The following is a 13,076-nucleotide window of genomic DNA, read 5'->3' on the forward strand; positions in this document are numbered from 1 at the left end:
GCCATAGAATCAGCTTAAGATTGCTTACGCGGGAAGATGGCAGCGACATTCTTTAGTCCCATTGCATTAAACAAATGCATAACCAAATAGTTCACTTCATGAAATTGCACCGATTTTTCTTTGCTACTAGAAATAGGGACAAGACCATTTAATAGCTGCGCTGATGCACCGAACTCAACACGATCCAATTGCGAGCAATCAAGAATGATGGTCTGATGATCTTTTGCAAAGTCACTAATTTGCTTAACCAATGCCTCTGTACTGCCTTCAATAGATTTAGGCATCAAGAATCGATCAGTATTTTCTTCCTCGCTAACAACTTCGGTGGTGGCCGTCGTTACTTTGCTAGTTGGCGCTTCATAAGCGGGCGGGGAAACCTCAAAGGTGACACAGTAATCAATACTAGCTTCTTCGAATACTTCTTTTAGCTGCAATAATTGCAAAATTTCAAGCAATAGCAACCAAGGTGCCTCAGTCTCATCACGGCGACCAACTTCGAGAATAGAACGAATTTGTTCTGTCAAATTTTGTGCAGCGACCAAGACTAAATCGTGCTTGGATTTTTGTAAGCTGCGAATTGCACGTAATAACAAGCCGCAACCAACTGGATCCACGGTCTTAACGCGTCCAAAATCAAGTTTCAATACCTTGCTAGTCTCGCTAAAGGTACTTAATTTTTGCAATAACTTGATGATTTCGCCATCAAGCTTGGAGGGGAAAGTTAAACTTGGAACTGCACCTTCATCCTTCTTTTCTTCGGCATCTAGGTTGATCTCGGAATTGCGCCAAACAGGCGGCGAGGTTTCGTACTTGCCTGCGTAGTCCAAGGACAGGCTCTCAAACGCATATTGATTTTGTTCAATCTGATACAGATCGAATAACATGAACCAAGCTAAAGGCGTGGCGTTTCCTAAATTGTCCTGATCAATCGCACTGCGCAGCATATGCTCAGCAACTTTGGTTTGACCAGTGGCAAATAAAATCGCCGCCTCTTCCAATAGTGGCACAGATTCAATCTGCGCCATCGGCGCTACTTGTAAGTCCGTATGACCAAGAATAAGTTCTGTGGTTTGCATGCCGAGCGCAACGGTACTTTGAAAATCTGTTGCGACAAAATCGGTGTGAAATTGATTTGGAGCGGTGCGTGTTAGCGGCGTATCGCTGACAACTTTAGAGGGCACTGATTTTGGCCTGCCCATATCGCGCGACATTTCAAATTCAATCGCATCGATCTTTCTTTCGGTGGCACGCGCGATATGCTTTTTCTCGGTCATCGCATGTGTCAAGGCCTCGTCATCTTGGACTTGTCCAATGACGGTATTTTGACCCTTCACTCGCGATTTTTTAGAGGCTGGTTTTTCAGAGTTTGTTCGCTCTTCACGACCTGGCTTCTTTCCGAAAAGCTTAAAAATCCCCACGGCAACCTAACTTTTGATTAAATGATGCAAAAATCTTGTCCGATCAATCTTGTAAACAGACCAGCTTGTGCTCGTTTTTGAAATGCTTCAAATCAAGATTCAAAAACTAATTCTAAGTATAGTCGGAAATCGAGCAGTTTTGCTCATTTAGCACACTTGAAAATAAAAGCGATTTGAAAATTTTTGTATCAAAATCTGATATTCAACAAAAAATCTCTAGAACTCAACGAAGTCTCTTCGAAAAACGCATTCTGGCACATCGGCTTAGCCAATAATTTGAACACTTAATAGAACAAGAGTTCAATACAAAAAACAATAGAGAAAAATACTTATTACTACTTACCTTATTCCACGAAGATGTAGGGAAAGGCCGAAGCCTCCCCCGCACGTCAAACTTCCGCAGAAGTCTCAATCTAGAAATTAACGCGCATACCTGCAATAAATCCGCGCATAGGTTGCGGCACTGTTTCTTTCAATACGGAGGTCGCCAATCGAATATCTTGGTTCAATAAATTCTTCACTTGCGCAAACCATGTGATCTGCGTGTTCATATACGGATGGGTATAGGTAACATTCAAATCAACTTTCGTAAAAGACGGTGTCACATAAGTTTCCGAAGTTGCTAAACGATCTTGTTTTTGCGCGTGTAATATGCTGATTGTGTTACGCCACGGTCCGCTACGATAACCGAGATCGGCTCCTATACGATTCGCTGGCTGTAAAGGCAAACTGCCGCGTGCAGACAAAGTACCGCGCGATGTATCGGCGAATCCACGAATAGAAAATCCTTCACCAAATTGGTTATATGAAATCTCAGCTTCACCACCACGAATTGTTGCTTTCGCTTGCTTCCAAAAACGCTGCGTAAATTCACCATCAGGATCTTCATGCCCTTCTTCATCGACACGTAGTCCGTCAATTTCGCCAAATACATAGTTATCGACTTTATTCACAAATGCATTGATCTTCCATTGCACCAAGCCTGATGTTTTTTGCAAACTCAACTCAAGATTTCTTGATTTCTCACTCTTTAATTGATGATTACCAATGTCAAAAGTTAAGGTCGATTCATGCGGGCCGTTTGAATACAACTCTTCGGTGGTTGGTGCGCGCTGTGCTGTAGATAAGCTGGTCACAACCGCATAACCATTCGCAACTGGGATCAAGCCACCGACAGAAAACGAATGTAAATTAAATTCGCGCTGCGGCAAATTAAACTCAGCTTTTGGTTGACGCTTCACTTGTTCGATACGACCACCACCACTGATTGTTACAGGTCCAAAGTTCTTTTGTTCTACCAAGAAGACGGCATTTGATGTACTGCGTGTCGTTGGTACCGTATCGGCACGACCAGTTTCTGCAGACAAGGCAGAAAAGTTCGCATGTTCAGTCTGTACGCCTAGACTACCTTCCCAGCCATTCCAATTGGTATGAGACAAACTTGTACGCGTTTCCAAGGTACGGTTTTTGAAATTGGTTGCTGGCGTACCGTCTTGTAGTTTCTCGGTATGTTGATAATCAGTTGAACCTAATTTAAATTTAAATGTATCAAATGCCAAAAATGGTTTGAAGACCGCGGCATCTATATCAAAACGGGTTTGGTCAAGATCGATATACGACATTTCCTCTGTGGGGATACCGTACACATCCTGCATATTTTGTATCGATGCACCAATATGCCCCCAAGGTTTAATTAAAGTCGCTCCAAATCCCAAGCTATGTTCACGCGTAAAACTATTGGATAAACGTCCTTTCATTTCGCTTTCACCGTGGGCATCAGCAAACCCAGGAATCTTATAGTCTTTGGTATCACGACTATTCCCGTCTAAGTGCAAAGCGATATCGTTGATGGAGCCATCTAAGAAAAATGAAGCGCTCTTCTCGGCATTCACGCCAACGTATTTCACCTCAAACTCACCATTTAACTGTTTGCTTAAACTAGTCGGAATGCGTCCGTCGACCACGTTAACCAAACCACCGATCGCGCCACTTCCGTACAACAGCGCAGCTGGGCCGCGCAAAATTTCGATTTGTTGTGAACTTGCCGTTTCACTAGCAACCGCATGATCATTCGACAACCCCGAAACGTCAGCGACCGCCATCCCGTTTTGCAGAATCTTTACGCGCGGACCTTCTAAGCCACGAATAATTGGACGTGATGCACCAGCGCCGAAGCCAGAAGCACTCACGCCCAATTCACTGCCCAAAGTTTCTCCCAAGGAGCTTCCGATCTTCGAGCGTAACTCAGAACCCGACAAGATCTTAGTCGGACTTAAAATCTGCAAACTCTCTTCTTTGCCTAAAGGATTGGCGGATACAGTAACGGTGGTGGATTGCGCCTGTGCGCTAAAAGGTGCGAATGCTGCGCAAACGGCAGCAGCTAACAAAGTGCGTTGTAATGACATAGGAATTCCTGAAAACAAATAGCGAAAAGCGTCGACTAAGCGACGTTGGTCAACAATAGGACTGTAAAAGTAGTCTTAAGGGCGTGTTATCAGAAAGGCGGTGCGCGACTTAAAAAGTTAGCGTTAAAAGCGGCAAGCCATGCAAAATTACTATCCTGAACAGGGGATAAATCAAGCGAAGCCGTGGTGAATAGAACAATAATGCTATGCTGCAAACCATCTGTTATGCATGCAGCATCAAACAAAAGACATGAATGCAGACTCGATTCGTTGGCATTACTTAGTTTTTGCACACCAAGATACTTTGCGCCATCGGACGCTAAAGTCATTACCACACCGGTATTGGTGCTTATATGTGACATTCGATGTGCGAACCCTAGCCATTGGGCCGACAATAGAACAAGCAACATAGTCCAAAGCAGGACGATGGCTTTCAGGCGTCTATTTTTTATCGACAAATTTTGCATACTAGGTTGGTGCTTTGATGATACTGAGGGAATAATGCTATTTCCTAGAAATTTTCGGCATTTTATCGCAACAGGCTTGGCAATAAATGATTTAACGGGCAGTGGTGTATGACAAAGCTAGTACAACAAAGTTGCAGCACTAACGCATAAAAAAATGCGCAGTGAAATTCTGCGCATTCTTTGATTAACCAGCTTCATCAACCAGTGAACTGGCTTAGTCACCGTACAATTTTTGCTTTAATTCACGACGTTGTTGCGCTTCTAATGAGAGCGTGGCAGTCGGACGTGCCATTAAGCGCGGAACACCAATGGGCTCGCCAGTTTCTTCGCACCAGCCATATTCGCCAGCATCAATTGCGGCAATCGACTGCTGCACTTTACGCAACAATTTACGTTCACGATCACGGGTACGCAATTCTAAAGAATGTTCTTCCTCGATCGTGGCGCGATCTGCTGGATCTGGTACTAAGACCGTTTCACGCAAATGCTCAGTCGTTTCGTCGGCATTCTTCAGCAAATCTTTTTCAAGTTGTTGCAGACGGGCTTTGAAAAACGCCAATTGTGCGTCATTCATGTAGTCCTTCTCGCCCATCTTCAAGATTTCTTCTTCTGTGAGGAGGGCTGCAGGAGCACCAGCAGGTGCTGTTGATTTAGATGATTTAGTTGCCACTTCGCTTACTTTCGATACAACAGGTTAATATACGCAAGTGCGGCCGAACACTCTTCTTTATTGGAATGTTGCTACCGACACTTTCCCTCAAGGACAAGTATATAGCGTGCTTGTTCCGCATACAAATCTATTCAATCAAGACAGAAAAGCGTCTGTTTCAATTCAATAGGGCGCTAGTTTATACCAAACATTGCTCCAAACCTTGAATAAAAATCTCTTTCGGTAAATTTTTACCAATAAAGACCATTTTACTTTCTTTGATTTCATCGTCCGCCCATTTTCCTCCTATGTCGGTACCCATAATTTGGTGTACCCCTTGGAAAATGACCTTGCGATCAGCGTGTTCCATATACAACACTCCTTTATAACGAAGCATGCGTGGACCATACACTTGAACCAATCCGCCAAGATAATAATCTAGCTTTTCTGTATTAAAAGGACGGGTAGTTTTATAGACAAAGGCTGCAACTTCATCAGAGTGATGTGCATGATGATGGTCATGATGCGCATGTGTACAATCATCGTGGCAATGTTCATCATGATGATGTTCGTGATCGTGATGTTCTTCTGCTACCAAAAAGTCTGGGTCAAGCTCTAACTTTGCATTTAAATTAAAGCCTTTCAAATCCAACACTTCACTAATGGCGATTTTGCCAAAATCAACCGCCTTGATTGGCGCGCGCGGATTCATTCGAATAATGCGATTCTTTAGCAAGGCTAATTCTTCCGCACTCACTAAATCCGCTTTGGATAACAAAATCTTGTCGGCAAAACCGATCTGCCGCTGCGCTTCTTCATGTTCGTCTAATTGCATCATGCCATGTTTAGCGTCGACTACGGTCACCACCGCATCAAGCATGTAATGCAAACCGACTTCTTCATCAACGAAAAATGTCTGTGCCACTGGGCCTGGATTTGCCAAGCCGGTAGTTTCAATAATGATGCGATCAAATTGCAATTCACCCGCGTTTCTTCTTTGCGTTAAGGTATTCAAGGCGACGATCAAATCCCCGCGCACCGTACAACAAATACAGCCATTATTCATTTCGATAATTTGCTCATTGCTGTCTTGCACCAAGATTTCATTATCAATATTTTCTTGGCCAAATTCGTTTTCTATCACGGCGATCTTATAGCTGTGATGCTCTTGCAGAATGCGATTTAATAATGTCGTTTTGCCAGCACCAAGAAAGCCGGTCAGTATGGTCGTTGGAATTAATGCCATGATGAATGTCGATAATTGAGATGAAATTACGCCGCACTACATTGATCACACCATCCTTTGATGGTGACTTCAATGTCGTGACTTTGAAAGCCTTTAAGCGCAGTCGAGGCTAGAGTTTCCTGCAATTGGTCGCGCAAACTGTGATTGGTATCTGGCTGCTCTAGGCAAAACACTTTGGCACAGCGCGTACACTTAAAATGCCCATGATGATGTTGCGCATGAACACCTGGGACATACGTGTTCGTGGTTTGTGCCATTTCACTACCCGCGCTAAAGCGAAAGACGCGATCATCGCTGGCAATCTTGTGCGCCAAACCTGCTTCCGTCAAACAATCGAGCGCACGATACAACGTAACTCTATCCATTTGCGGCATTGCGTCTTGCATTTCTGTGTGCGACATGGCGCGATGTTGGGCACACAGCAAAGCCAATACTTCTAGTCTCGCTTGCGTAACGCGAACCTGTGCAGCGCGAAGTTTGGCCTCGATTTCAGCCATATCAGCTTTAGCTGAAATCGGCACAATAGGAATACTTTGCTTAGTTTTCATGCGGGTCTTTTACTTACATTGAGCTTGCGAATTGCTTGCTGATTACTCATGTGTGATTTGATTGGGTCATTTGTTAGCATTTTTCTCTTGCAACCCGTGATCAATTTCGTCACAAAACGAATAAGCATTTCCAACATTATGCCTTAATGCAATTGAGTTGCAAGATCAACTCAGACATTTTGTGTGTTCGGCACGTTCTATCTAATTATCTAATGACGAGAAACTAACAACGACAAATCAAAATCCTTAAATCTATATATCCACCGGATCAATTTCCACGCCCCACTTCACACGCGTCTTTAGCGCACGCAGATCAGCAATCCATACTTTAAGAAAAGCTTGCAATGCCGGACGTGAGCTCGATTCGATCAATAACTGGGCGCGGTCAACATTATGTACCCGTGTCATCGTCATCGGAATCGGATCATTGATCGTGATGCCTTGATGCGGCGTGCAATTCGCCGCCTCTTTCAAAAACAAAATTGCCGTTTCTAATTCTTTCGCTTCGGCACGTAATAAAGCTTGATAAATAAATGGCGGCATCGCTGCTTGTTGACGTTCTTCTAAAAGATCATCCGCGAAACCCTGATAATTATGCTCCATCAAAGCGTGGTACAAAGGGTGATCTGGATAACGCGTCTGTATCAGCACCTCGCTTGCATTGCCCCCCTCTTTTTGCGCGGCTCGTCCAGCACGACCCGCCACTTGCATCAATTGCGCAAACAAGCGTTCACTGGCTCGAAAGTCTTGAGAGAACAACGCACTATCGGGATTTAACGCAGCCACTAGGGTTAGATTTTTAAAATCATGCCCTTTTGCCACCATTTGGGTGCCAATCAAAATATCCACTTCACCGCGATGCACGGTATCAAACGCAGCTTCGGCGCTGCCTTTGAGTCGGGTTGAATCGGCATCAATCCGAAAAACTCGGGCTTCCGGGAAGATCGCTTGTAAGCCTTCTTCCAAGCGTTGCGTACCGCGCCCCAGTGGTTGCAAATCGACATTGCCACAAGTTGGGCAAGCACGCGGAATTCTTTGCTCCAAACCACAATGATGACAGCGCAATTTCTTATCCAACTTATGCATCACCAAATGCGCGGTACAGCGCGTGCAATTGCTAATCCAACCACAGGCATCACAATGAATCACGGGCGCATAACCACGACGATTCAAAAACAGTAGTGATTGCTCACCTTTCTCTAAACGCTGTCGAATCGCCGACACTAATCTCTGCGTTAAGCCTTCAGAAGGCTTTTCTCTTTCCGTATTAATAATTTTGACGACTGGCAAAACAGCGGACTGCACAGCGCGTTCAGTTAACTCTAGTTTTTGATAACGCCCAGCTTTGGCGTGCTGCCAGGTTTCCAAGGATGGTGTAGCGGAACCCAAAACCACCGGAATACCTAATTGATGTGCCCGCCACACAGCCAAATCGCGTGCAGAATATCGCAAGCCTTCTTGTTGTTTATACGAAGGATCATGCTCCTCGTCGATCACGATCAATTTAAGATGTCGCAAAGACGACAAAATGGCTAATCGGGTGCCGAGAATAATTCTCGCCTGACCAGTGTGCGCCGCTAGCCAATGGAGTAGGCGCTCACCTTCTGCCATACCGCTGTGTAAAGTTGCGATCTGCAAACCCGGAAATCGACCACGAATATTGCTTTCTAATTGCGGTGTCAGATTAATCTCAGGTACTAAGATCAAGACTTGCGCTTGTTGATTCTGCGCCAACACCCGTGCTGCTGTTTGCAAATAGACTTCGGTTTTGCCACTGCCAGTCACGCCATGTAACAAATAAGCGGCAAATGCGGTTTTGGCAGAAATAGTATCCACCGCATTCTGCTGCTGCGCATTTAAGGCAGGCTCTTGAACTGCGCGTACATCCTGCACTGCAGTCAGCTTTGCTAGTTTTTTTAAATTACGGTCCAGTGAGGTCGCTTTCGGCACACGCAAATTTTTTGGCAATGCTGGAATCGCTACCTCACCTAAAGGCCGTTGATAGTAATCAGCAGCGAATCGACATAAGTCTATCCAGCGGCTATCCAATGCCGGACATTGATGGCGCACTGCTAATACCGACTTGATTTTGTCGGTGGGAACGTCGGTCTGCGTTGTTACGGCCAAAATTACACCAGCAATTTCTTGCCGACCAAAAGGGACCAAGACAATTTGCCCAACTTGTGGCAAAGGAGCATCTGCAACCGGCTCCCAACGGTAATCAAACAACCTGTCAAGAGGGGTATCTAAAGCAATGGTGAGGTAAATAGGTTCCACGAACTTAATGTAAGGCTTGAGGTAATGCGCTAACTATCGGTTTCATAAGCTCTTTTTACTCTATCCACACAAACTGTGGATAACTTTGTGGACAAAGACATCTTGACAAGCCGCCAGCCTAGTCTCTATGCGGGTTTCAACAGAATGCACAATTGCGATGCACAAAAAAATCTGTTTATAAACAATGACTTAGAAAGAACAATTTGAAGCAAAAAACAAATTTTCATATTATTTTTTCGTGTGTCTTTTTTTGTGAATAACTACTAAAAAATCTAGACCGAAACCAGACTTATCCACCGCGAAATCACTTGTTCTATCCGCGATTATGTTCGCGAAGCCGCATGAGTATTATGTTTTGCACAGCAACATGACGAAACTTCAAGCTTACACATTCAATATGGCTTTTCAGCACTAATGCTGCTTGAAGATCCTACACAAAACCCAGGCAGCACTTCCGATCCAAACACACACCATTCCCACACCACTTGAACCACGACCTTGTTAAATTCAATAATTCCACAAGGTCGAAGACCAATCATCAGCAGATCAGGAGGCTTGACGTTGTTGACGACTCACTTCATGCACAGTTTCAACCAAAACACTGACCGCATCCGGTGAAGTAAATTGCGAGATACCATGTCCCAAATTGAAAACATGACCATGACCTGCACTAGGTTTGCCATAAGAATGCAAAGCTGCTGTGACCTCTCTGCGAATTTGATCAGGCTCAGCGAATAAAACGGCTGGGTCGAGATTGCCTTGCAGTGCCACTTTGTCACCGACACGCGCACGCGCCTGACCAAGATTCACAGTCCAATCCAAGCCCAAGGCATCAGCGCCAATATTCGCGATATCTTCTAACCACAGACCACCGCCTTTGGTGAACACGATACAAGGAATGCGCTTGCCATCTTTTTCTTTTTGCAATTTGCTGACCACATCTTGCATGTACTTCAATGAAAAACGTTGATAAGCCCCATCTGCCAAAGCACCGCCCCAGCTATCAAAAATCATCACCGCCTGCGCACCTGCATCAATCTGTGCATTCAAATAGGTCGCCACCGCTTCTGCATTCAAAGTCAAAATGCGGTCCATCAAATCAGGGCGTTTGTACATCAAGGTCTTCACACCATGAAACTCGCGCGAACCTTGCCCTTCCACCATATAGCAAGCTAAAGTCCAAGGACTACCAGAGAAACCAATCAAAGGCACGCGACCATCCAAGGTACGGCGAATTTGAGTAACTGCATCGAATACATATTGCAAACTGCCCTCTTCTGGCACCTTCAAATCCAAAATAGATTTTTCATCCTTCAAAGGACGTTCAAACTTAGGGCCTTCGCCTTCTTCAAAATACAAGCCCAAACCCATCGCATCTGGCACGGTCAAAATATCTGAAAACAGAATCGCTGCATCAAGCTTAAAACGATCCAACGGCTGAATTGTCACCTCAGTCGCAAAATCGGGATTTTTCGCCAAACTCATAAACGAACCAGCACCCTTACGCGTAGCACGATACTCTGGCAAATAACGCCCCGCCTGACGCATCAGCCACAAAGGCGTGTAATCAGTCTCTTGACGCAACAAGGCGCGTAAAAAAGTATCGTTTTTGAGCGGAGCAAATTGGTTAGACATAGCGTGCTTTCACAGAGCAATATAGGTAATCCGATATTATCCCTGATCTCAGCCCAAACCGCATACGTAAAATGTCAAAGACGCGTCATGATACTTAGCGAATATTTCTCACCAATCTAAAGATAAAAAACAATACGAGGACTTAAAAATAGCAAGAAAAGGTGAGATTGTGATTTATGTAACTGCGTAAAATATGAACTTCTTAGGAGGTTTATCAAGTATGACTTGGTCACAACGAATGAATCTTGCCATTGAGTATATTGAAAACAATTTGGAAAGCGCGCTCCATGTTGAGAATATCGCGACAGTAGCATGTTGCTCTAAATATCACTTTCATCGAATGTTCTTCGCTAATTTTAAAGTTACTTGCGCAGAATATGTTCGAAGTCGAAAGCTTAGCTTAGCGGCAATTGAACTAATGAGCACCAACAAAAGTGTCCTCGATATCGCTTTGAAATATGGATACGAATCTCCCAATGCATTTGCACGTGCCTTTCGGAAAATGCATGGAATCAATCCGAGCCAAGCCCGCCGGAGTTCTACGACGCTCTCGACCTACGATCGAGTCTATTTCCCATTAAGAAATCAAATTGGAGAAAATATGAACTATAAAATAATTACAATTTCAGATTTCCAAATTTTTGGTAAGAGCAAAGAATTTGAATTTGAAGAGTTCCTTAAAAGCGGTTCTAAATTCTGGAAAGAATACGTCAATTCAGAAAACTATCGAAAGCTTGGGGACCTACATCAGGGGCGACCAGGTTCCAAAACGAATGCGCCTATGCTGTCAGCCTATTTTCCAAAAGAAAATGGTAATCGAAACGAATTCATTGATGTTCTAGGCATAGAAGCGATAGACATATTGGAAACAGATGGGTTTGAATTCCACTCAGTTCCCTCAGCCACCTATGCGGAATTTTTTTGCACCTATAAAACATCAATGCAAACAAATCGGTATATCTATGGCGATTGGTTTGCCACAACTGCTTATGAAAGAGATGGAAATAAACCTGACATTGTGTCTTATTTTCCTATACCTTTTAGACCCATGAGCGAAATGCGTGTTCGCTGGTGGGTTCCAGTAATTTCCAAAAAAAAGTAATAATCCAAGTTGATTTATCTTGATGGTCGATAATGAAAAAGCTGAACTAAAAACCGCTGCCCCCAAATCAAAATAGTGTTTGACTGTGCCAGACATAATATGAACAACAGAGCATGCTGTTCTTAGTTCAAGTTATGCAGCAAATTTCCTGAAAATCGATTCAACAAATTAACTTTATACATATATCACTAACTTTCGGCGCGCAAAGGAGTAATCCATGTCCGATATTTATGACGAATTTATAGGCAAAAAACCTCGTTGCTTTGGCACATTTACGCTGATTGATGCGACAAATGCCCAATCGGATTGGGCAGTTTCAAAAGAATTTTTGAGCAAACAAATCTTGTGTTCTTGCGGCAATCCAATGCTGCATGTATTTGCCTCACACAATGGAAAAATGCACTTAGCTCCCATCACTCTTGCTTGCCCTGTTTGTAAAAAAAGAGAAGAAATATTTTCACCCGACAAACATGGTTGGGATGGAATGAATGGCGACAATTGTACAAAAATAGGCACGCTCGAACCTCAACTGATCAACAACATAGCAAGCAGAATTGTTGTCGAATATTCGTATCAAGGCATTGAAAACTACGAAGATCTAATCGAAGATGAGATAGAAAATCCTGAAGATTACTTTGATGTTTTCAATCTATTTAAGATGGATGAGACTGGCAATCTCGAGGAAATCGTTTGCTACGAGTGTGCCTAAGTGAATAAAAGTTAAAAAGAAAATAGCGAACAATCAAGCTAGCTCAATACATGCTCAACACAAACCCCATCCCCGCCAACTTGCTGACTGAGAGTCTTCTACAAACACACCCAGTTTGGCAGTTTTGCGACGATGCGAAGAGCGATTCTGATTATGATGAGTCTTACGTAAAGCCCTGCGAGGACGCCTTAGCCTTGGGTGCATTTGGCAGTTATCTGGTGGCGACAAATTATCAGCTAGCGAATGGTGACGTGCTTCCTGGTGCTGTGCAGCTTGACTTACTCGATGCGAAAGTTCACTTCACACCATCGACGATTTATGCAAAAGAAAAATCCATCGATCCTTTGGCGCACGATGCCAGTGTTCGGCTCACGCGGCTCACTAAAACTTCCAATACACAGCCCGTACAGTGGACTCTTGCGGTCAGCTTTAATGGAGAACAAAACTTAAGAAGTGGAAGAATCGCTAGGGCAAGATGGATAACTGCCTTGTCATTGCTAATACGCCTCATAAGCCTTCGCTTTAGTCGGCGACGCTGACAAAAAATGTCGATACATGGTGGCAGCACGTTCAGGCTAGCGGTGTGCTAGAAAAATACGACGTCAAGATGACAGAGATAG

At 44.0% G+C, this 13,076-nt stretch carries 11 protein-coding genes; 3 read left to right on the top strand and 8 right to left on the bottom strand.

The window, feature by feature from the left end:
- Positions 1-14: 14 nt before the first annotated feature.
- The 8 genes from KDM92_RS04050 to hemE all read right to left on the bottom strand — a co-directional run bounded on the left by KDM92_RS04050 (position 15) and on the right by hemE (position 10,645).
- A complete protein-coding gene (locus KDM92_RS04050; RefSeq protein WP_212683118.1) occupies positions 15-1,334 on the bottom strand; it encodes an STAS domain-containing protein in 1,320 nt (439 codons plus the stop codon).
- Between the two features lie 497 nt (positions 1,335-1,831).
- Positions 1,832-3,823: a TonB-dependent receptor gene (locus KDM92_RS04055; protein WP_212683119.1), complete on the bottom strand. Its 1,992-nt coding sequence runs from the start codon at positions 3,821-3,823 to the stop codon at positions 1,832-1,834.
- Between the two features lie 89 nt (positions 3,824-3,912).
- Positions 3,913-4,185, bottom strand: a complete 273-nt coding sequence (locus KDM92_RS04060; RefSeq protein ID WP_212683120.1) for a hypothetical protein — start codon at positions 4,183-4,185, stop codon at positions 3,913-3,915.
- Between the two features lie 319 nt (positions 4,186-4,504).
- On the bottom strand, positions 4,505-4,960 hold the full coding sequence (gene dksA, locus KDM92_RS04065; protein WP_186891579.1) for an RNA polymerase-binding protein DksA: 456 nt from the start codon (positions 4,958-4,960) through the stop codon (positions 4,505-4,507).
- Positions 4,961-5,138: 178 nt separating this feature from the next.
- Positions 5,139-6,185 carry a CobW family GTP-binding protein gene (locus KDM92_RS04070; RefSeq protein ID WP_212683121.1) on the bottom strand — a complete coding sequence of 349 codons (1,047 nt, stop codon included), beginning with the start codon at positions 6,183-6,185 and terminating at the stop codon, positions 5,139-5,141.
- Between the two features lie 26 nt (positions 6,186-6,211).
- Positions 6,212-6,733 (bottom strand): Fur family transcriptional regulator, encoded by a 522-nt coding sequence (locus KDM92_RS04075; RefSeq protein ID WP_212683122.1) that lies wholly within the window; start codon positions 6,731-6,733, stop codon positions 6,212-6,214.
- A 252-nt stretch (positions 6,734-6,985) separates the two neighbouring features.
- A complete protein-coding gene (locus KDM92_RS04080) occupies positions 6,986-9,010 on the bottom strand; it encodes a primosomal protein N' (protein ID WP_212683123.1) in 2,025 nt (674 codons plus the stop codon).
- Positions 9,011-9,556: 546 nt separating this feature from the next.
- Positions 9,557-10,645, bottom strand: a complete 1,089-nt coding sequence (gene hemE / locus KDM92_RS04085; protein WP_212683124.1) for a uroporphyrinogen decarboxylase — start codon at positions 10,643-10,645, stop codon at positions 9,557-9,559.
- 220 nt (positions 10,646-10,865) lie between these two features.
- Between hemE and KDM92_RS04090 the strand changes: the two genes are divergently transcribed.
- The 3 genes from KDM92_RS04090 (at position 10,866) to KDM92_RS04100 (ending at position 12,995) form a co-directional block, all read left to right on the top strand.
- Complete coding sequence (locus KDM92_RS04090; protein WP_212683125.1) at positions 10,866-11,747, top strand: AraC family transcriptional regulator; 882 nt, start codon at positions 10,866-10,868, stop codon at positions 11,745-11,747.
- Positions 11,748-11,964: 217 nt separating this feature from the next.
- The gene (locus KDM92_RS04095) at positions 11,965-12,456 is read left to right on the top strand and encodes a hypothetical protein (protein ID WP_212683126.1); all 492 of its coding nucleotides are present in this window, start codon (positions 11,965-11,967) and stop codon (positions 12,454-12,456) included.
- Between the two features lie 50 nt (positions 12,457-12,506).
- The gene (locus KDM92_RS04100) at positions 12,507-12,995 is read left to right on the top strand and encodes a hypothetical protein (RefSeq protein ID WP_212683127.1); all 489 of its coding nucleotides are present in this window, start codon (positions 12,507-12,509) and stop codon (positions 12,993-12,995) included.
- Positions 12,996-13,076 lie beyond the last annotated feature (81 nt).

Source organism: Affinundibacterium baiyunense (genome assembly GCF_018139645.1).
Classification (GTDB): Bacteria; Pseudomonadota; Gammaproteobacteria; order Burkholderiales; family Burkholderiaceae_D; genus Undibacterium; species Undibacterium baiyunense.

Excerpts from the sequence above, each read along its gene's own strand:
- KDM92_RS04055 (WP_212683119.1), bottom strand. The coding sequence starts at position 3,823 with ATGTCATTACAACGCACTTTGTTAGCTGCTGCCGTTTGCGCAGCATTC.
- KDM92_RS04060 (WP_212683120.1), bottom strand. The coding sequence starts at position 4,185 with ATGTCACATATAAGCACCAATACCGGTGTGGTAATGACTTTAGCGTCC.
- KDM92_RS04070 (WP_212683121.1), bottom strand. The coding sequence starts at position 6,185 with ATGGCATTAATTCCAACGACCATACTGACCGGCTTTCTTGGTGCTGGC.
- KDM92_RS04075 (WP_212683122.1), bottom strand. The coding sequence starts at position 6,733 with ATGAAAACTAAGCAAAGTATTCCTATTGTGCCGATTTCAGCTAAAGCT.
- hemE (WP_212683124.1), bottom strand. The coding sequence starts at position 10,645 with ATGTCTAACCAATTTGCTCCGCTCAAAAACGATACTTTTTTACGCGCC.
- KDM92_RS04090 (WP_212683125.1), top strand. The coding sequence starts at position 10,866 with ATGACTTGGTCACAACGAATGAATCTTGCCATTGAGTATATTGAAAAC.
- KDM92_RS04095 (WP_212683126.1), top strand. The coding sequence starts at position 11,965 with ATGTCCGATATTTATGACGAATTTATAGGCAAAAAACCTCGTTGCTTT.
- KDM92_RS04100 (WP_212683127.1), top strand. The coding sequence starts at position 12,507 with ATGCTCAACACAAACCCCATCCCCGCCAACTTGCTGACTGAGAGTCTT.